This window comes from Candidatus Hydrogenedentota bacterium, assembly GCA_019695095.1.
Lineage (GTDB): Bacteria > Hydrogenedentota > Hydrogenedentia > Hydrogenedentales > SLHB01 > JAIBAQ01.
Map to the genome: position 1 here is coordinate 11892 of JAIBAQ010000060.1, position 20768 is coordinate 32659.

A 20768-nucleotide genomic window follows, 5' to 3' on the forward strand; every position below is an offset into this window, starting at 1 on the left:
TCAAACGAGCTTGAGAAATAGGGAGCTGGCGGGGCGACGGACTGCTCACGCACAAATCCTTCGAGCGAAGGATCACATGACCGCCTGTCGGCCTGGGGGTGCAGCAGACGGGGCTTGGGCTTGGGCGGCGGTCCGGGTGACAACGCGTGCTGCGGGGCGAAATGCGCGTGGAATCTCCACGTAGAGGCGTTCCTTGACCTCCGCTGCCACCCGTAATTCGTGAAAACTGTCAGCAAGAAAATCGACAATCTTGTCGGAGTCAGGGGCCGCCTGAGCATCACCGATTATGGAGATATACAATCGTTGGTCGTAACTGGTCACCCCGCAACTGATTCCCATTTCCAGCGCGACGGGCAACAGGACGTAGTGCGTAAGCAATTGGTGTCCGACCGTGTACAACGGGATTTGAGGCCCGGGGACATTGGTGCAGATGAGGTGAGACGGCGGTACCTGCGCGAGCAGACCCAGCAGGAATTGTCCGCTTGACGAGGCCGCGTTACTGAGCGCAATGGACTGCAACAGCGTAGGGGCTCCCTGCAAAACGTTGAACATGAGGCTGATGGCCTCGATGACTTTCGTTTCCTTGAGGTGCTGCGTAGTCTCGGCGATGATCCGCAATCGTTCCACGGGGTCAAGAATGTCGAGAGGAATATCGACGGGTAGAAATGAGATTCGATTCCCCATCTCACCCCGCTCGTCTTCTTGACGGATATTCACGGGTACAAGAATCCGGACGGTTTGCTTGCGAAGCGACTCGCCGTGCATCTCGAGATAGCGTTGAATAGCACCGCTCACGACGGTCAACGCGACATCATTGACGGTGCCTCCGCACGCAGTCCGGATGTCGCGCGCCTCCGCAAACGAGAAGCTTCGGCCAATGATGGTCCTCTTCCCGCTAAACGGTTTGTTGAACGGGAAGCGTTTAATGGGTGAAAGGAAGTCCTTCATCGTCAGGCCGAATTCCTTCACGTCGGTGAGGACTTCCTTAATATCTTTGCCGTCACCGTATTCAGCCAGATTTTTCTGAAACTTGGACCAATGCTCCAGCGTCTCCGATAGGCCATCCCACAGTGCGTCGTAAAGAAGTTGAGTCGGCGAGGGAATCGGATCGGGGCGATAAGGCTGTTTTCGTGTCTTTTCCGGATTGGGCCACGCATCGAAGACAGCATGCATGAGTCCGACACCCGCGATTCCATCGATCATGCAATGATGGACCTTGGCAAGCATGCCAGTGCGTTTCTGCGCCAACCCTTCGACGAGATGAATTTCCCAGAGAGGCTTGCTTCTATCGAGGGGCCCCGAGAACAATTGTCCCGCGATGTCGTAGAACTGTTCTTCGCTTCCCGGCGAATCGATCTTCACCCGCTTGATATGGTTGCGAATGTTGAAGTTAGGATCGAATTCCCACGTGGGCAACCCGACGTTGAAGGGTGCCGGCGTAACAACCTGGCGGTATCGTGGAATGAGGTGAAGGCGTGATTCGATATTGCGGACAAACTTAGTGTAGGAAATCTTGCCTTCGAAGATGTCCACGCAACCCACGTTCATGGGCTGCTCTTCCGTTTCAATGTGCAGGAAGAAGGCATCCATTGCAGAAAGACGACGGCGCAACGAGTTCTGGGACATAATCCATCACCCGGTGGTTCACAGAATGGTTGATACACGCACCTATACAGCTAGGCATAATTCCAACATACCGGACGGTCGGTCGTCAAGTGTTACTTTATCCCTTCGAGATTCGCGAGATTCTCGCTGCGCACGTTGCCTGAGCCGGGGGAAGGGGTGTGCTATAATCGACACAGCATCGCTGTGTCCGATTCTGTGTCATCCTGGAGGCGTCCTTGCCCATGCCGGGCCGCGACAATCTGGTAGTCAATGAACTTGAGCCCGTTGACCTTCCCATCTGGCGGGAGGCGTTTGCGGGGACCGAATGGCTCCGCTTGAAGACATCCAGAGTCTACTACGGTTTCGGCATTCCTCGAGGAAACGGAGCAGCCGTCGTGCTGGTGCCTGGATTCCTTGCGGTAGACTGGTATCTGATCGAGCTGCACTGCTGGTTGCGTCGTATCGGACACAGACCCTATATGTCGCGTATCGGGCACAACGCCGAATGCCCTAATATCCTTATCGACTATCTCCTGAAGACGGTTCGCCGTGCGAAGAAGGACACGGGGCGCAAGGTGCACCTAGTCGGCCACAGCTTTGGCGGCGTGCTGGCCAGGAGCGTCGCTTCCTATCATCCGGAACTAATTGAGTCGGTGGTTACCTTGGCGTCGCCGTACCGTGGGGTACGCGTTCACCCGTGGGTACTTGCGGCAAGCCGGGCAGTTCGCTGGAGTATTCATCAGCGCACTCAGCGGCGTCTTAACGGCCGGGTTGAAAAGGACTGCTACACGAGCCGATGCGCGTGCGGGTTCGCGTGCACGTGGCGAGATGGCTTTCCCGCGAATGTGAGACAGCTTTCGATCTACACGAAGACGGACGGAATCGTGGACTGGAAGGTGTGTATAAGCGATTTCGCCAAAACCAACATCGAAGTACATGGAACCCATTCTGGATTGGCCTTCAATCCGGATGTCTACCGAATACTTGCGTATCACTTGGCTTCGGCGCCGATTGGCGGCACCAATGGTCGCACGGTGGCAGCCGTCAAGCCCGCCAGGGCCAAACGGAAGTCGCGGCGTCAGGTTCCGGCGAGCGCGGGTTAAGATTGGAGTGTTTGGATGGCCCGAGGCGACCATATCCGCGTTAAGCGGTTCGGCTACTGGCATCACGGTATAGACTGCGGCGATGGCACGGTGATTCACTTTACAGGTGAGCCGCGTGACTATCGCAATGCCGCCATCCGAAGGACTTCGATTGAGGATTTCGCGAAGGGTGGCCGTGTGCGCGTCGTACGTCATCGCGGGTCGTACGACCCCGAGGTGGTTGTCGAGCGGGCGGAAAGCCGACTTGAAGAAACTGGCTACCATCCCGTTCGCAACAATTGTGAGCATTTTACGCGCTGGTGCGTGACTGGCGCTGCGGAAAGCAGGCAAATCCGCCGTGCGCTTTATGCACTAACCGGTTTTGCCGTCACGTTAGCGGGAACTGTGACGGCCGCCGCATTGTTGCACTCGGTACGACGCAGGTCACGACGGTCCGATGCATAATGCCGGGTTCTATCCCGGATTTCTCACGAACACAAATGAACCTCTCTCGCAAGCATTGTGTTTACGAGATTTGCGGCGAAAAACAAGGCGGTTCTCCGAAAACAGAGTGTGTTCGCGAGAAATCCTCATGGCATAACCTGAATGTCCTTCACGTGAGCAATTTGCGTCGGCGCTCAATCGCGCCGGTGCAAATTGCGGACTACTCCGGGTCTATGAAGAGAAGAGCGGATTGCCGCACAGTATCAAATGTCACCGCAATCCCTTCCTTGTGCAGGCTCCGGCCCGAGACGGACTGCGGCTCGCTTTGAGAGGATGCATCTGCATCGGTTACGCGATAGTGGCCTCTTCCCGTCAATCCGGATAGTGGAACAGTCTGAGTAAACGCGCCAGCGCCGTCCCAGCGGCACAACAGGATGGCGGCCCCGTTCCCATTCGGGGCATAGAAGACGATACCTGCTAGGGACGAGTCCTTTTCTGGGTACAGCACGTCGTACACGTACCCCTCTTTGTACGGTGTGAGTCGTCTGTAGTTGGCGACTTCCTTCACGATAATGTCGCGTTGCCGCGGTTGAATCTTGGCGAGGTCGGCGACAATTCCCCAGGTTCCTGGAAAGGCGCTTCGGCAGTATAGCCGCGTGAACTCGTCGTCGTTTGGATCGTTTTGATCGGGGTTATTGATCCAGCGATTACTGGTCCACGGAGGAAGGATGTAAAGAGACCCGAGGACCTCGCGGAGTATGGCCCGCGCGTGCTTGGGCCCGGTGCTCCCTCCATCGCGAATCCACTGATTCTGCGCAATGCCGAACGTGAATTCGTTGAGCATGCGTCCCCCACTCTGACAATTTTCGATCATGAGTTCCGGGTATTGGGCGCGGACGGCGCCAAGGGCATTCTGAAGCGCGACAACGTTCTTCATCACGCCGTGGCGAGTCTGATCAGTAAAGAAGTCCTGGTCGTATTTCCACCAGTCGGCCTGATACTGCGAACGGAGAGCAGCCACGTGATTTAACAGGTAAGACGTGAAATCCGTACCGGCCATATCGATTAGGTGACCGTCGATGAACTTTCGGTAAAAGCCAGGCTGATCGACCTCTTTGGGCAGTTCCTTGACATCCTTCGGAACCCTCATGAACTGCGGGCATGTCCAAATCCCGATCTTGGGACCCTTCTTGCGCACTTCGGCGAGTATTCCCTCGAATTGCCCTGGAGCGAACTTCGCGGGGTCCGGTGTCCAGTCGCCGACGCACCGGTACCAGCCCGCGTCAACGATAAAGTAATCGAACGAATAGGGGTCGAGGTTATCAAGCTGGCGCTGCAGGAACGGCCCGTCTACTGCGAAGCGAGTCGTATACCAGTGGTTGTACGTAAATGGATAGCTCGGTGCTGGCCCGCCAAACAGGGCGCGTGCTAACGAGCAGCGCTGCGACAACCACGAGGCCCGGCTAAGGCGTTCCTCGGATTCGCGGACAATGGTGAGTTCGGCAATGGGGCCGACAATCCGTTCGCTTGGGGCCAGCTTTAGTTGGGTTTCGTTCTTTGGAAGACTGATCGAGAAGTGCAGAGCGGTATCTGTCCCGGAGAGACGCGCTTGCCAGCCGCCGCACCAGGCCAACGCGAAGTACAGTTGAGTCTTGCCATCTGAGATAACCCAGTACGGATTCACGCCTTTCTCGATATCGTCGGAACTGTGCAGCCTGCTACCGATTTCGATCTTCTTTCCCTGTGACACATTCTCTGAGTAGGGTTCAAACGACAGGGCATGCCAATTGGTGAAGGTTCGCTTCTTCTTGGGCAGCGACCAGTCCGCTTCCCAAATGGGATAGGTCGCAACCGCGACTTCGGCGGACCCCGGGTTCGTCAGTTCGACGTACGTACGGAGGAGCGAGCCGCTTTTGGTTAGTTCCACAATGCGTTTCGCGGGTAAACCGGAAGGGCCTATGAATTCAGCCTCGGCACGCAAGAACACCGCGTCTTCACTCTGGCGCCACACAACCCCCTCCGTGTCATTGTGCAACTCCTTGAACACCGTGGAGGCCGATGGAATCCACTTAACACTGGCAATGCACGGCTCGCCTTTTTCGGATTGTCCGAGGTGGACAGCGACTGTACCGTTGTTTAGTTCGAGCGCAAGCGCGCCCAAACTTAGGAATGCACACAGAACGGAACCAACGAAACTTCTCATTTCGCACTCCTCCCGCCCAAAAGGCCAGGCGTCTCTCCTACTCCTCTGGCGGATTCCCCCAAAGCCCATGTATGCTAACGGCAAGGTACCATACGGAACCCACAGACTCCCAATTCGGAGAAGCCATGGAGCCGCAACTGTTTCAAGGACACACCTCGATACATACAAGGGCGGTCCTGCTTGCGGACCGGCTTGATCTCACACTGTTCGACGCGACAGAGAAGATTGCGGCATCGCCGCTGCTGGTGCGCGCGGGTGAACATGGTTGCGCGGCCTTGTTTCGCTACGGAGCGGTCGTGCTCTTCGGGCTGCAGCCCGTGGAAGAGGCAGCGTTTCTGAGCGACTTGCGCAAGCTCATCAAGGAACCGCACGCGCAACCTTCCGAAGAGACGGCAGAGATACGTTTCGACGCGCAGGCCGACGAACAGATTGTCAACGGTGTGCTGATACTGCGCACGCCTTCCGTGGAGCGTTTGCAGCTTGTCGCGGACAGCCTCGCGGAAAGCGCCGTACTGCACCGGTACGAAGGAATTGTCGCGGCAACGTTCGATCGCGTCGAGCCGCTGGCCAGTCAACTGCAGCAAGGAAGGAGCTCGGGCAAGGGAAGCCGTGAACTCTTACAGCACATTGGCGCTGCGTTGTTGATGGAACACCTCATGGTGGGTCGAATCGAAGTCGCGGAGAAACCCGAGGTGTTGTGGGAGCATGCCGAGCTCGAGCCGTTATACGCACGCATTGCCAGCGATTACGAACTGCGCGAGCGCAAACTTGCCCTTGAACGAAAGCTCATGCTGATTTCGCGCACTGTGGAGACAGTGCTCGACCTTCTTCAACATCGACGCAGCTTGCGGGTCGAGTGGTATATCGTGGGATTGATTGTCTTCGAGATCATTCTGTCTCTTTACAGCATGTTCTGGGCGTAGGCCAGTGGCGGAAAGCAGGGACAGACACGTCTTCGCTTCGCTGCGCTTGTGTCAGTCCCTGTTTTCCGCTGTAATTGACTCTTCCTTGGGTCTACCAAAATGTTGTCGTCTTTACGATTCACCACGCTAGGATTAGAAAGACAACTTTGTCGAATACGATTGGGGGGAGTATGCGAAGCGCGCGTCGTCCGTTTGCCGTTGGGTTCCTCGTTTGTCTTGCCATTCTTGCCTCTGACGCGGTGCTCGGCGCGGAAGATGCCGCAGCTAGAACCCAATGGTTTCGTGACGCTAAGTGGGGAGTATTTACGCACTACCTTACAGCAGATACGATGACTCCCGACGAATGGAACAAGACGGTCGGTAGTTTTGACGTTACTCGGTTGGCAACGGACGTAGCATCTACGGGGGCGGGCTATTACGTCATCACGCTTGGCCAGAACTCGGGCCATTACTGCACACCAAATGCCACGTACGACTCGATTGTGGGTATAACTCCAAGCAAGTGCGCAAAAAGGGACCTGATTGCGGAGTTGTACGATGCGCTGCACGCCAAAGGGATACGTCTCATGGTCTATCTGCCTGCGGGAGCGCCGGACAGAGATCCCGTTGCGATGAAGGCGTTGGAGTGGAAGAACGGCAAGTACCCGATCTGGAAGTATCCGGAAGGCGGACCCGACGGGGGCGACGACCGCCTGGTGAACTTCCAGCGCAAGTGGGAGTCCGTGATACGGGAATGGTCGGTGCGCTGGGGCGATAAGGTCTCGGGATGGTGGTTTGACGGGTGTTATTTCCCGATTGCCATGTACAAGCATGCGGACGCGCCCAATTTCGAGAGTTTTGCGGCTGCGGCGCGGGCGGGGAATCCAAACTCCATTGTGGCCTTTAATCCCGGCGTGCGCGACCCCATCATCTCGCTCTCGCCTGCGGAAGATTACACGGCGGGCGAAATTAACGATGCCGACAAGCTGGTATGTCCCGGGCCTACGGTCGACGGCCGCCAATATCACATGCTGAGTTATCTCGGAAGATTCTGGGGACAGGCTCCTCCGAGATACTCCGACGACCAAGTGGTTGCCATTACGAAGGGCATAACGGACAAGGGCGGAGTCGTGACCTGGGATGTCCCTATTCAGCACGATGGGACGATTCCCGAAGTATTCCTTCAGCAACTTCGTGTTCTGGGGCAGGCGATGCGAGAAGGTGCCGCGGCAAAATGAGGTTCTGAAAGCGGCGATTTTCGTTGAGTCGAGTACCCTCCACTCCAGCCGACGGACATTGGCATTGACTACGAAAGTTAAATAGTATATGTTTCGGACACGGGTCCGGAAGCGTGTCCGAAGTCAATATAGGGCGCACTTCTCCGGAACCGCTAATCCGCATCGCTCGGGATGCGAAGGCCGTTGTACCAGATTCAGGGGGGTGTCATGAGAAACTTGTCTTTGGTTTTCACGCTCGTTTCGATGCTGGGCCTCGCTGTAGCCATGGGCGACCCCGCTTCTGCGGAGGCTGACCGGGCTGCGGCCGACCGATGGTCTGCAGTCGTCTTTGAGGGGAAGGAACTTCCTGTTCCCGTGATTCCCCATCTCCATGTCGAGGCCAATAACGATCCGGTCCAACTCAATGCTCGCGGCGGAAAGCCGATGCGGCTGAGCGATGGCGAACACAAGAAGGGACTCTATTGCCACGCGTACAGCAAGGTCCATGCTCTCAATCTTGAGGACGCCGTGAAATTTGAGGCCGTTGTAGGAGTCGATTCGAACGACAACACATCAGGCGGGCGCGGTTCGGTCGAGTTCATAGTCATCAGCGGCGAGAAGGAGCTTTATCACTCCGCGGTCCTCAAGGAAGGCATGCCGGCTGTTCCCGTCTCGGTTGAACTTGGCGGCATCAACGAGTTGACCCTCGTGGTGACGGATGGTGGCGACGGCATTGCCTGCGATCAATCGGACTGGGCTGAGGCTCGCGTAACATTACGGGACGGTAGCGTGCTGTGGTTGGGCGACTTGCCCATGCAAGTCTCCCGCGAGGCGTACTCACTTGAAACGCCGTTCAGTTTCTCTTATGCGGGCGCGTCGTCGCGCGATTTCCTTGCAGACTGGACGCTCAAACGTTCCAGCAAGAAGCTGGACAAGGAACGGACGCAACACACACTTGTATGGACCGATCCCAAGACCAAACTTGAGGTGCGGTGTGAGGGTATCGCGTACAGCGATTTCCCGACGGTCGAGTGGACGTTGTATTTCAAGAACGGCGGCCCCGGCCCCTCCCCCATTCTCTCGGATATTCGCGCGATGGATGTCACGGTGTATGCAGATGGACCCAACGTCACGCTGCATCACTTCAAGGGGAGCCCGTGTCTACCGACAGACTACGAGCCGTTCGAGAAGACGTTTGCCGAGAAGGAATCCTTCAGTTTAGCGACGGCCGGCGGGCGCTCGACCAATAGCGTCCTTCCGAACTTCAACGTCTCCTGGAACGGTAAAGGCTTGATTGCCGTGTTGGGGTGGCCTGGCCAATGGGCAGCGCAGTTCACGCGAGTCGTTGACAACGGATTGCGCATTGCTGCAGGGCAAGAACTGACGCATTTCTCGCTGCAACCCGGAGAAGAAGTCCGTTCGCCGTTGGCCGTGCTTCAGTTCTACAGCGGCGATTGGATTGGCGCTCAGAATGTGTGGCGGCGTTGGATGTTGGCGCACAACATGCCGCAACCGCACGGTAAGACCCCGCCTCCGGAGGTGGCCGCGTGTAGTTCGCACCAGTTTGCCGAGATGATTCACGCGAATACGCAGAATCAGATCTTTTTTGTGGACCGCTACCTTGAGGAGGGCATCAAGCTCGACTTTTGGTGGATGGACGCGGGGTGGTACATCAACCAGAGTGGCTGGCCGAATACTGGTACTTGGGAAGTCGACGAGAAGCGCTTCCCCGGCGGCTTGCGAGTGATCACGGATCATGCGCGTTCCAAAGGCGTTCGCAGCATCGTATGGTTCGAGCCTGAGCGCGTGACTCCCGGGACCTGGCTCTACGATACGCACCCGGAATGGCTGCTGGGCAAAGACGGCGACCAGAAGCTCCTCAATCTAGGCAATCCAGATGCATTGAAGTGGCTGACCGATCATGTGAACGGGCTGATCGACAGTCAGGGGATTGACTTGTACCGCAACGACTTCAATTTCGATCCGCTTGGCTACTGGCGGGCAAACGACGCGGAAGACCGGCAGGGGATTACGGAAATCCGATACGTTGAGGGATTCCTTGCGTATTGGGATGGCCTGCGGGCAAAGCATCCGGACATGCTGATCGATACGTGCGCGTCGGGTGGACGCAGGAACGATATCGAGACGCTACGCCGTTCGGTCCCGTTGCTGCGAAGCGATTTCCTGCTTGAACCGGTCAGCCAACAGCTACACACCTATGGGATTTCCTTCTGGATTCCGTTCTACGGGACAGGCGTGAATTCAACGAACTCCTATCTGTTCCGCAGCGTGATGTGTCCGCACATGACGTACTGCTACGACATGCGCAACCGAGAGATTGACTATGCGACATTGCGCACGTTGTATAAGCAATGGCTGAACGTCGCGCCGTGCCTGCTTGGCGACTACTACCCGCTCACGTCGTATAGCACTGAAGACGACCAGTGGATGGCCTGGCAATTCGATTTGCCTGAAGAAGGCCGTGGCATGGTTCAAGTTTTCCGGCGCGCCGGAAGCGCATACGAATCGGCCCGTTTCCCGCTACGCGGGTTGGACGAAGCCGCCACGTACTCAATCGTTGACGCCGATACAGGTCAAAGCGTGGAGTACACGGGCAAGGAACTCATGGAGAAGGGAGTTCTCGCCGCCTGTGCTTCGAAGCCGCAGGCGTTGCTGCTGACATACCAGCGTAATGCTAAATAGGACCTCTCCACGTTCCCACACATAGAAAAAGGCCGTCGCCGGGACACCCCGACGACGGCCTTCGTTACGTACGATTATCCCAGGTGGTTGCTGCGCGTGTTGCTTTCGCGCTCGTTGTGACAACACACCTGAGCCGACTTAGGTTCCTTTGAGCGGTATACGGCGACCATGCCCGCAATGAGCAGAACAACCGCAACAGACCAGGGCGATACCGGTACCGACTCGGGAACATCCAATTCCACGGTAAACGCGGAACCTGAATCATAGACTTTCGGGGAGAGATTTCCCGACGCGTCCTTACACACGCCCGCAGCGATCTCGATACCGAGGGTACCCGTGCCCGTGATGTTGCTCACAGTGACTGTTCGGGTTGTCGCGGATTTTGCCTCCGAGATTGACACTTCGCCGTTTGCGGTTCCCGACTTGATCAGCCGGACATCGTTTAAGGTCAAATTCACTTCCACCGCATCAACAAAGGTCAAGGTGTAGGTGACGGGTCCATTCTGTGTCGTGCGAACGGAGGGCGAACTCACGACGACAGCGGGAAGCATGTCGTAGGTTACCTTCAGGGCGCTCGATGCCGTGCTTCCATTGCCTGATTTGTCGCGGGCCGCGTCTGCCTTGACAGAGATGGTGACATCCCCTTGCTGACTTGGCGTTATGTCAAAGGTATAGACCTTATCGCTGACGGCTTTGAATTTGCCGACTGCGCTTGGACCTGCAGCGATGTCATCTTGCGCGAATCCCGTGACGGACTCGTTAAACGTTGCAGTAACCGGAATCAGGGGCGTATTCACAACGGCGCTGCCGCTAGTCAAGACTACCGTAGGTGCAGTCTTGTCAATGGTGTAAACTGGGCCGCTTGTATAATCACCATCATGATCTTCAGGCCCACCCAGCGGATTCAGATTGCTGTCAAGAATCGTCCCGTCATCAACGAGGTCGATGCCAACTGAACCGCTTCCGGTACCGGTGCTGACTGCCACCGTGTATGTGTTGCCCGAACCCGAGATGCTTGTAACGGCTGCATCGGAAATGCTCCCGTCATGCAACGTGAAGTCTGCGGAATCGACACCTGTCACAGGGGACGCAAATTCCACCTTAAAGCCGACGGAAGCCGCGTTACTCGGATTCGTGTTTTGCAGCGTTATCGCCGTTACCTGAACCGGCGTGCCCGTATTGACGGTCAACTCATTTGAGGTGGAGTCAGTCGCCGTGTTGCCTGCAACGTCTGTTGCGACAGCTTGGACGTCGTAAGTGTGTACGCCAAAGGGAAGCGCGTCAGTCACTTCGGCAGTCCATGCGCCGCCACCAACCGTTGCCGGGTACGTGTTGCCGTTCACCTGCACTTCAACACTTGTTACACCGGTATTGTCAGAAACGGTTCCGCTGAGGACAGGTTGCCGTTTGGCTGTGGTCAAGGTATTGACGGTTACGACGGGATCTTCACCCATACCACCGCCGAGGTCCGAGTCGGAATTGGCGGACGGATCGACCACATTACCGGCTATATCGTGTACCTCTTGTGCGGTGATCGTAACGTCACCGTTGCTGCGCATCTCGCCGGAAGTCCACGCGAGCAAGTACGTGTTGTCTCCCTGGTCGGTAACGGATTCAGGTGTGTCGCTAAGGCTTCCTTGACCTGATCCAGAAAGGGTGTAGTTGCCGGGAGTCAGCGCATCAGTTCTCAGCGATTCGCTGAAGCTTACGGATACGTGCAAAGCATCGACGACTGACACATCAATCACAGTCGGCAGCACGCCGATACCGCCACCAGTGATCGTGAACTGTCCGCCGAGAGGATTCACCGTATTCCCGGCACGATCCTGAACATTGGAAACGGAAACCGTAACATCTCCGCCCTTGGTCATCTCCCCTGCGTTCCAACGCAGGCGATAGACGTGATCATGATCGAGCACGGCTGAGTCGGGCTGGTCGGTCAGACTTCCCTTGCCGGAACCCGAAAGCGCGTAGTTCGACGCGCTAACCGCGGCCGTTGTCACAGCCTCGCTGAAGGTTACATCGATAAACAGACCGTCGCTTTCGCCAGTCTCCGCAAGAGCAATCGATGGAGCGGTCTTGTCGATTTCGTATTGTGGACCGTTGGTATAGTCGCCGTCATTGAGCGCGGCGCCGCCGAGGGAATTGGAGCTTTCATCGAGGATGCTATTGTCGTCGACGAGGTCGAGGCCGATAGTTCCGTCGCCGGTGCCGGAATTCACGCTGACCGTGTATGTAGTACCCGACCCGGTCACGCCTGACACGGACGCATCCCCAATGCTCCCGGACCGGAGTGTGAAGTCGCTTTCATCGACGCCCGTCACGTTGGCAGAGAATATGACCTGAAACTCCACCGTCGCAGCGTTGCTGGGCGTGGCGCCTACACGCACAATCCCTTCAACAATCGTTGGTTTGCTCACATCGATGGTAAGTTCGTTCGTCGTGGAGTCTTCGCCTACGTTCCCAGCGGTGTCAACAGCTTTGGCCTCTACATCGTAGGTTTGCGTAACGAAAGGCAGTGCATCCGAGACAAGCACGTACCAGGTAGTACCAGTTACAACGGCTGCATACGTATTTCCATTAACTGTGACGTTCACGCCTGTTACCGCGACGTTATCGGCGACGGTTCCAGTGAGCCGAGGTGTGCGGCCGGATGTCGTGAGCGTATTGACAGTGACCGTTGGTGACTGGCCAATACCGCCGCCGGTCTGGGTGGCGCTGTTTGCGGCGCCAATGCCGTTACCAGCAAGGTCCTGAACATTCGCTACAGAAACGGTGACGTCGCCGCCGCTCTTCATCTCCCCGCTGCTCCAGGCAAGTCGGTACGTCGACTCATCCAAAGCCACTACGGCAGTTGGAGTCGCATTCAGCGTGCCCTTGCCGCTACCAGAGAGCGTGAAGTTGGATGCCGTCGCAGCACCTGTTCCAATCGCTTCGCTAAACGTCACATCGACGTGAGTGCTGTCCACCGCTGAGACTGCGCTCACCGAGGGTTTCACGCCGACACCAGTCCCCTGTTCCGTTGCGCTGTTGCCCGTGCTGCCAATCGCGTTGCCGGCAAGGTCCGCTGCGTCACTGGAGGTTATGGTGATGGTTCCTCCGTCTTTCATTTCACCGCTGGACCACTCCAGACGGTACGTAGACCCGGAAGTGAATGTGACCAGATTAGGACAAAGCGAGAGGGTGCCTTTGTCGCCAGATATGGAATAGTTGTTGGCAACGAGGGCACTACTTCCCATCGATTCGCTAAACGTGACGCTTACGTTCGTGGCGTCGATGACATGTATCGAGGTCACCGTAGGCAGGGTTCCGATACCACCCTTCACGTGTGTCGCGGAATTGGAGGCTCCAATCGTGTTTCCTGCGGTATCGGCAACATTTGTAGCTGTGATCGTGACATCCCCACCACTCACCATTTCGCCGGAGGTCCACGTCAGCCGGTAGGTGTTTCCGCTAACCAGAGCCACAGTCGCCGGGGTTGACGATAGCGTTCCTTTCGCACCTGAAATTGCGTAGTTGCTGGATGAAGTCACACCCGACCCCATAGGTTCATTGAATGTAACGTCGACTTGAAGCGCGTTCACTACCTTGACTTCGGACAGGGCTGGAGCAGTTCCCACGCCAGTCCCCGTTGCGGTGTTGGGCGAGCCAAGTATGTTGCCAGCGGCGTCTTTTACATTCTGGACCGTGACAGTGAAGACTCCGCCGCTCTTCAGCTCACCGGAAGTCCAAGCAAGTTGATATACGCCACTGCTGACCTGCGAAACGCTGGCAGGAGCAGACGGCAATGTGCCCTTCTGTCCGGAAATTGCGTAGTTGGCTGCTGTGGTAACGCCCACGCCCATGGCTTCGGAGAAGACAACGTTGATGTGTGTTCCGTCGACGACATTTACGGATGCGACAGTCGGGGCGACACCAATTCCGCCTCCGACAACCGTTGAGGCATTGCCGAGAGGAGAAATTGTATTGCCTGCCGCGTCTTGAACGCCTGTCGCGGTAATGGTGATATCGCCGCCATTCAACATTTCTCCAGAGGGCCATCCCAGGCGATACCTTCCATTTCCGAGAGACGTTACGGCGCTTGGATTTGCGCTCAAAGTACCCTTACCGCTACCTGAAAGGGTGTAGTTGCTTCCAGAAGTCGTCCCGCTTCCCATAGACTCGCTGAAGACAATGTCGATGTTGAAACCGTTGTAGACGGAGACTCCGGTGATAGTTGGCGGAGTGCCGATTCCACCACCCGTGTGTGTTCCACTCTGGCCAGCTACTGCGATTGCGTATCCCGCCAGATCCTGAACGTTCGAGACCGTTATTGTGACGTTCCCTCCGTTCACCATTTCTCCGGACAACCACGAAAGCCGATAGGTGTTGCCGCCCAAGGATGTCACGGAATCCGGGTGAAGTGCGAGGCTGCCCCTGCCTGTTCCCGAAATGCTGTAATTCGCCGCAGTCGTTGCGCCCGACGCCAGCTCCTCGCTGAACGTTACATCCACTTGATTAGCGCTCGTGACGAGCACCGTGCTTACACTTGGAGCATTGCGGTCCACGCGAATTGAGTTGTCCGTGCTCAAGGAGGCTGTGTTGGCGTTTACCCCCAACAAATCGGTGCAGCGTCCTGCAGAAATAGAAACGGTTACCGTGCCGTCAGTCCCGATAGTGTCGATACTAATGTCGTACGTGGCAGGACCGCCCGTTACCAGAACAGACCTCGTGCCTCCAGCGGTTCCGCCCAACGTTACGTCCGACGCGTCGAAGCCTGTCACCGATTCACTGAACGTCGCGGTGAAGTGTATCGGGGTTGTGTCGGTTGGGTCTGCCTGCCCGGCGGCCTGTGTTACGGCAACCGATGGTACCGTCGTATCCACGTCGTATGAAGGTCCGACCCTATCCGAAGCGTTGCCGTTGGTGCCTCCCACGGGGAGTTTTCCGACGTCTTTCACCGAGTCATTGTCAACGAATTTGAGTCCCACAGTGCCCACGCCGGTGCCCGATGAAATGGTTACAGTCCAGACTTTGCCAGAGCCGGTAACGCTGCCAATGGCAGGTTGGGTGCTGAAACTACCCGAGATGATCGGGACAAAATCTGCAGCATCCAGGCCCGTCACTGCTTCGCCGAATGTCACCGTGAATACCAGAGAAGTGGCGTTGGTCGGCGTAGCGCCAGCGAGGGATATCGATGGAGCCGCAGGGGTGGGATTGATGGCCAAACCAACCGAACTCGTGTTGGTTGACGGCAGAAAAGCGGTGTAAAGAGCGTTCTGTTTAGGGTTCCCCGAAGGGGCGATACCATCAGGGAATAAGCCATTGCTGCTGTCAGTCAGACTGAACTTGTTCAAGGTGTTTAGGGGGCCGCCGTTTACGACCCACAGAAAGCCGTCTTCGATCGCGCCACCCACCACACTATCCAGATTGCTCCCCGAGCTATTTCTCAATTGCTTCGAGACACCCATGGACTGTCCGTTGGAGCGCTGATAGCGGTAGACCTTTCGATTGCCGGCCTTTTCCAGCACGTAGGCGTAGTCGGCGTCTAAGGCAAGACCATCGTTGCCCGTGGGACTGGAAATTGAACGCGACGCATTAAGGGACGTCGCTCCGCCTGAAGTCATCGCGTTCGTCAGGTTGTATACATGAAGGCGGCCGCCATTACCCTTGTCAGCAACCCACAGTTCGTTAGCGGCTTCGTCTACCGCAACACCCGCGACTATGCCTAATGCAACACCGGTTGAGGACCGAAGGATTTTGGAACTTGCCGGACTGCTGCCGTCGTAAGAATAGCGAACGACTTTCTTGGCCGTGTTGTCGAGTACATACAGGTAAGCGTCGGACGCGCAGACATCAGCCTCGGAAATCGAACCGGTAGAAAATGAGGTCTGAAGCGAAATCGACTCGTCGTACCCTCGCACGAGACTGTCTCCAGAGTCGACCGTCAGGTACTTCTGAATCTGGGCCGACGCTGGAATCGTCGCGGCCCACAATACGATTGCCATCTGGAAGAGGCAAGAAGAAATGCAGAGGGGCCCATTCCCCTTGAGGCTTCGGATACCGCCGATGCAGGGTACTGCGAGACTTTTATATAAACGTTGATTCATAGATTAATTCCCACCATTCACTTGGCCCACATTACTTAGGAAGACTAAGAGACCCTTCGTTATCGAGAACCGCTTTAGTGCACCTTCCGTGCCAACCCCGAATTGGTCAGTATGCCGTTAGGTCAGCGGTAGGGGTCTTGCCGAATCTGATCAGCTACTCCAAGTATCAGGCGTGGGCCAACTTGCCTGCTTTTCGGTGATAGCCGAGAGATATACTTTTTATGGTTTTCTGGATGATTGTAGGTACATATTCAATTTCTTGTTCATCTCCGAGGGGTTTGTCGAAAGTTATTCAAGGCTAGATAACACCCTTGAAAATATATTATTCCTGAATAATATTTGACATGATCTTGGATGATTGCTATCTGAATTGATTGAATTTCAAGCTGAAGGTAATTTATAAATTACTTTAATTCAAAAACGTACGATCGACAACATATTCCCAAGATAGATTTTGAATTGACTCCGAAATTATGACAATCCCCTCATTGCAGCCCAGTGACTATCGTGGAAATATTGTATATCCCGTATATTTGGCAAAATATGAATTCTGTATTTTATTGAATTTGTGTTGATCTAGAGAGCCTGTCTGCCGCGTGGCGAACAAGAATTGAACCGCATGACGAAATTCGGCTGGGCAGCTTGTGGGCCTCGAAATCGGCAACAGGACTTAAACAGCAGACGCTGTCCCCTCAACCTCACCCCTGCCGGGGGTTCCGTCTTGCGTTTCACAGGGGGCGTGATGAAGACGGCTCTTGGAGGCGCAGTGTCAACCGAATTGGAGGTACTCTTGCCGCACATACGCGCAGGCGGTGCTCAAACCCCAATCACGAGTAGGGCCGATTTGCATAACGCGATGGAATAGCAACTGGAGTCATACCGTAGCAATTGGGAAGTGCGAGAGTGGAAAAATGGCGCGCCCGACTGGACTCGAACCAGTGGCCCACGGCTTAGAAGGCCGTTGCTCTATCCACCTGAGCTACGGGCGCGCGGTGTGTGGGCGGAGTACGTGTTATTATTTCATACGAGGCGATGACGTTTCTATGTGGAGTTACAAGATCGTCATCGGTATAATCTTCGCACTATGAACAACACACACGCTATTGCCGTAGATCGTCCGCAGCTTCGTGACCGTTGGTGGGTGGCACTGGGAGAGATTATTGCCGTCGCAGGGCTGATCATGCTCGCGGCGCATGTTCGCATACCCTTGCCGTGGACACCCATTCCCGTGACACTTCAGACCTTGCCCGTGTTGGCGGCAGGGTATGTGGTAGGAAGGAACCGCGCAACCTGGGGCGTGCTGTACTACTTGGCGCTCGGGCTTGCCGGGGCTCCCATGTTCACCATGACTCTGGGTCCTACTGTCGGTTACCTGCTGGCTTTCATCGCTGTACCGTGGATCGTCACTTCGATCAAGTCACCGGCTTGGGGACTGCTTGCCGCCACGGCCACTATCTATATACTCGGCACCATTTGGCTCTGCCTGTGGCTCGGAATCGGCGTCGGCGCGGGTCTGCTTATGGCGGTTGTGCCCTTCGTGCCCGCGGACATCGTGAAGGCGGCAGTCGCTTACGGCATCGCCAGCCGATCAACCCGCTAGAGTCGTCAGCAGCGATTCGTTAACCGCTAATGGCGGGTATCTCGATTTCGCCGCGTGCGTGCGCGGAATCGTAAGCGGCTTGGACCACCTGCATGTACTTCAGTCCGTCGAGGAAGTTCGGGTGATATTCGGTCCCGCGCCGGATAGCGTTCACGAAGTCTTCTTCCACGCGCCATTGGGCCAGATCGTACGCATCGGCCTCCTGGATCCGGACCTCGGACAATGTCGCTCCCGCTAGTCCGCCGTACAACTTGTCGTTGCTCACGTCGTATCTCAGGGTTGCCCGGGAACCATAGATCCACACCGTGTCGCTGCCGTGATGCGCGACGGTACTGAACGCGTACTGGATTGGAAAGCCGGCTTCCATTCGCGCGGTGCACAGAATCTGGTCGGGCACTTCGACGCTATGCGTCGCTCCACCCTCGTCAACACGTGATTCGTAGAAGGTGTCCATTGTCGCGGAGATGGATTTCGTCCACCCGAACCAACGATGCATAACTTCCACGTACATGCCGAACGTGTGCATATTCAATCCGGAGAACCGGCGGTCTTTTCGCCAGTTCATCGGCGTTGCTGGATCGGCAAACACGCCGGACAGACTCTGCACCTGAACGTAGCGAACTTCTCCCAACCACCCTGACTGCATCAGGCCGCGAATGGTGGCGTCGACGGTGAGACCGATGGGAACCGGACACAGCGCGGCGACACAGCCGGATCGTTGCGCGGCCTTATACATCTCCCCCGCTTCCTCTCCGTTCATGGCCATTCGAGCTTGACAGAAAACGTGCTTGCCGGATTCCAGTGCTGCGATGGACACGGCTTTATGCAGGTAAGGCCACGTGCCAACGAAGACCACGTCGATGTCCGGGCTCGAAACAAGTTCCTGCCAGGATTCGTAGACGCGCGGGACGTTGAACTCCCGGGCGGCACGTTCGCTCGACTCTCGTGAACGGTTGGCCACCGCGCATATCTCGATGTCAGGTAGTCTGCGCAGGCCTGGTATATGACGTAGGCGGCAGATCGCACCCAGACCTACAAATCCGACGCGCAGAATATCCATAAACGAACCTGCTTCCTGTCTTACGTGAGGGTCCAATTACTTCTTTGTCGGCTCAAGCAAGAATGCCTGCAAGCGAGGCAATTGGTCCGTGTTCAGCAAGTCAACACCTGTATCGCGCAACAACTGCCAGAGGTCCTCACGTTCGGGTGTTGCCCAGAATCGGACGCGGCAACCCTTCGCATGTGCCCGAGTCACGATATCCACCAGTTTCGCGTGCTGGTCTTCCGGCATCGGGCCGTCTCCCCACCATTTGAAAAGGCTTCGCCAACTTTCGCTGATAAGAGGGACAAGATTGGGGTTGATGTCTCCGTCGAGGTCACCGGGGCGTCCATCGATGGCAACGTATCGTTCAGGCTCTTTACTTACCTGCTCACGCGGACTGTTACCCGAGAGAATGATGGTAATGGCGCCTTCCTGCGTGGCGTCCGGTGTAAACCGCGTGAGGACGTCGCTGTATTTGGCGAGTACGTCGCGCAAGACCGCATACGTGGAGTCAGCTTCGGTCTTGAAGTCAATCAGCAAGGTCAGCGAGGTACCGCCGGGATACACGCGTCCCCCATTTTTCTTGACGCGTTCCTTGAGCGGGTCTAGATACAACGCCTGCAACGTGCGCTCCGGTTTCACGTCGCCGCGGTTGTGCGCGACCAAAAGCTGGCCTTCAACCAAATAGATGTCGGCCTCGACACTGCAGAAACCACGATCGAGCGCGTCCAACAATGGCCGCACATGCTCATAGTCATTGTGCGAGTGTGCGTTGGGCAGAGGAACAATCCCCTGTGATTGGGCTGCATCTGTTGTCGTTTGCGGCGCTGGACCACCGGCTTGCGCGAGAATCTGAGTTGCCTCCGCGCGCATTTCTGCTGAGACGTTTGCGGATGCGACGGTTTCGAGAAGACTCCTCGCTTTGTCCGTGTCACCCGTCGCGAGAGAGCTATCCGCTCGCTGGAGCAATAACCGCCCAGCATGCTCGCGAGTCCAAGGCGTACTCTTGAGAAGCGCCTCTTTAAGCTCGGCATCGCTTGGAGTCTCGCCAAGCGATTCGATTGCAGCCAGCCTGACCTCGGGTGCGGGGTCCTGCTTCATGGTCGCCAGCAACTCGCCAACATTCGGAGATTTGCGCGCCGCAAGAATACGGATCATAGTGGCGCGATTTGAGGGGTTGGTATACGTCAGTCCTTTGGAGAGTCGATCGTCGATCGAAGGAATGTTCGCCGTAGTGAGCGTCTCGATTGCCGTATCGCGTATTCCGGGTTCAGCCAGATATCCAAGGGCATGTTCAATCAACTTGGGGGAATTTAGTTTGGCCAAGCCGATGAGCGCCGCGCACGCCTGGCTATCTCCAATCGGAAACGCCGCCAACGTCGCGAACATGTTCTCCGCGAGTTCGTTTTTCCCCAACACCAGATTGGCGTATGCGGAAGTCACGAAGCCCGCCATGTAGCGCTGACGATTCTCACGAACGAATACCTGGGGAGATACGGGGAGGCTGTTGGGAGCGACACCCATTTTGCAGAGGGACTCAAACGCCCGCCAGCGTGTCTCGCTATCCGAGTTGCCAGCGAACGGACCAATCGCTCGAATCGCGTTCTCCCTGCCCGCAGACACGTCGCTGCCGCGCGACGCGCTTGCGCCGTCTTGGGATTCGACCGCCAGCCTCCGCGCGAGTGTGTCGAAAAGCGACAGGCGCACGTCCTGAGGTACTGTTGCCAGGGCAGAGATGAGCGCCTGGGTTGCTGCCGGTCCGGGGATGCGGTCAAGCGCGGTTCGCGCATCCTCTGCCAAAGACGGTTCCTGCAATAGCTTCGCGATCGCAGCAACCTCGCTATCGCCACCCGCAGTTTCCAGAAGGTGGAGCGCTGCGCG

The 20768-nt window shown here is 56.5% G+C and carries 11 protein-coding genes and 1 tRNA gene; 6 read left to right on the forward strand and 6 right to left on the reverse strand.

Going from position 1 to position 20768, the window contains the following annotated elements:
* Positions 1 to 72: 72 nt before the first annotated feature.
* Complete coding sequence (locus tag K1Y02_11775) at positions 73 to 1626, reverse strand: wax ester/triacylglycerol synthase family O-acyltransferase (protein MBX7257031.1); 1554 nt, start codon at positions 1624 to 1626, stop codon at positions 73 to 75.
* Between the two features lie 221 nt (positions 1627 to 1847).
* Between K1Y02_11775 and K1Y02_11780 the strand changes: the two genes are divergently transcribed.
* Both K1Y02_11780 and K1Y02_11785 read left to right on the forward strand, forming a co-directional pair.
* Positions 1848 to 2708, forward strand: a complete 861-nt coding sequence (locus tag K1Y02_11780; GenBank protein ID MBX7257032.1) for an alpha/beta fold hydrolase — start codon at positions 1848 to 1850, stop codon at positions 2706 to 2708.
* A gap of 15 nt (positions 2709 to 2723) precedes the next feature.
* Positions 2724 to 3152 (forward strand): lecithin retinol acyltransferase family protein, encoded by a 429-nt coding sequence (locus tag K1Y02_11785; protein ID MBX7257033.1) that lies wholly within the window; start codon positions 2724 to 2726, stop codon positions 3150 to 3152.
* A gap of 199 nt (positions 3153 to 3351) precedes the next feature.
* On the opposite strand, the gene K1Y02_11790 is transcribed toward K1Y02_11785, so the two are convergent.
* Positions 3352 to 5334 carry an alpha-galactosidase gene (locus tag K1Y02_11790; protein ID MBX7257034.1) on the reverse strand — a complete coding sequence of 661 codons (1983 nt, stop codon included), beginning with the start codon at positions 5332 to 5334 and terminating at the stop codon, positions 3352 to 3354.
* 125 nt (positions 5335 to 5459) lie between these two features.
* Between K1Y02_11790 and K1Y02_11795 the strand changes: the two genes are divergently transcribed.
* The 3 genes from K1Y02_11795 to K1Y02_11805 all read left to right on the forward strand — a co-directional run bounded on the left by K1Y02_11795 (position 5460) and on the right by K1Y02_11805 (position 10156).
* Positions 5460 to 6257, forward strand: a complete 798-nt coding sequence (locus tag K1Y02_11795; GenBank protein MBX7257035.1) for an RMD1 family protein — start codon at positions 5460 to 5462, stop codon at positions 6255 to 6257.
* Positions 6258 to 6427: 170 nt separating this feature from the next.
* A complete protein-coding gene (locus tag K1Y02_11800) occupies positions 6428 to 7474 on the forward strand; it encodes an alpha-L-fucosidase (GenBank protein MBX7257036.1) in 1047 nt (348 codons plus the stop codon).
* Between the two features lie 207 nt (positions 7475 to 7681).
* A complete protein-coding gene (locus tag K1Y02_11805) occupies positions 7682 to 10156 on the forward strand; it encodes an alpha-galactosidase (GenBank protein MBX7257037.1) in 2475 nt (824 codons plus the stop codon).
* Positions 10157 to 10230: 74 nt separating this feature from the next.
* Here the strand turns inward: K1Y02_11805 and K1Y02_11810 are convergent, their stop codons facing one another.
* Both K1Y02_11810 and K1Y02_11815 read right to left on the reverse strand, forming a co-directional pair.
* A complete protein-coding gene (locus K1Y02_11810) occupies positions 10231 to 16245 on the reverse strand; it encodes a hypothetical protein (protein MBX7257038.1) in 6015 nt (2004 codons plus the stop codon).
* Between the two features lie 912 nt (positions 16246 to 17157).
* Positions 17158 to 17234 (reverse strand) — tRNA-Arg (locus tag K1Y02_11815).
* A 95-nt stretch (positions 17235 to 17329) separates the two neighbouring features.
* Between K1Y02_11815 and K1Y02_11820 the strand changes: the two genes are divergently transcribed.
* A complete protein-coding gene (locus K1Y02_11820; GenBank protein MBX7257039.1) occupies positions 17330 to 17845 on the forward strand; it encodes a biotin transporter BioY in 516 nt (171 codons plus the stop codon).
* A gap of 19 nt (positions 17846 to 17864) precedes the next feature.
* On the opposite strand, the gene K1Y02_11825 is transcribed toward K1Y02_11820, so the two are convergent.
* Complete coding sequence (locus tag K1Y02_11825; protein MBX7257040.1) at positions 17865 to 18905, reverse strand: Gfo/Idh/MocA family oxidoreductase; 1041 nt, start codon at positions 18903 to 18905, stop codon at positions 17865 to 17867.
* Positions 18906 to 18941: 36 nt separating this feature from the next.
* A partial coding sequence (locus tag K1Y02_11830; protein ID MBX7257041.1) for a HEAT repeat domain-containing protein occupies positions 18942 to 20768 on the reverse strand: 1827 nt, incomplete at its 5' end.

Coding starts and splice junctions, on each gene's coding strand:
- K1Y02_11810 (MBX7257038.1), bottom strand. CDS start 16,245: ATGAATCAACGTTTATATAAAAGTCTCGCAGTACCCTGCATCGGCGGT.
- K1Y02_11820 (MBX7257039.1), top strand. CDS start 17,330: ATGAACAACACACACGCTATTGCCGTAGATCGTCCGCAGCTTCGTGAC.
- K1Y02_11775 (MBX7257031.1), bottom strand. CDS start 1,626: ATGTCCCAGAACTCGTTGCGCCGTCGTCTTTCTGCAATGGATGCCTTC.
- K1Y02_11795 (MBX7257035.1), top strand. CDS start 5,460: ATGGAGCCGCAACTGTTTCAAGGACACACCTCGATACATACAAGGGCG.
- K1Y02_11790 (MBX7257034.1), bottom strand. CDS start 5,334: ATGAGAAGTTTCGTTGGTTCCGTTCTGTGTGCATTCCTAAGTTTGGGC.
- K1Y02_11785 (MBX7257033.1), top strand. CDS start 2,724: ATGGCCCGAGGCGACCATATCCGCGTTAAGCGGTTCGGCTACTGGCAT.
- K1Y02_11805 (MBX7257037.1), top strand. CDS start 7,682: ATGAGAAACTTGTCTTTGGTTTTCACGCTCGTTTCGATGCTGGGCCTC.
- K1Y02_11800 (MBX7257036.1), top strand. CDS start 6,428: ATGCGAAGCGCGCGTCGTCCGTTTGCCGTTGGGTTCCTCGTTTGTCTT.
- K1Y02_11825 (MBX7257040.1), bottom strand. CDS start 18,905: ATGGATATTCTGCGCGTCGGATTTGTAGGTCTGGGTGCGATCTGCCGC.
- K1Y02_11780 (MBX7257032.1), top strand. CDS start 1,848: ATGCCGGGCCGCGACAATCTGGTAGTCAATGAACTTGAGCCCGTTGAC.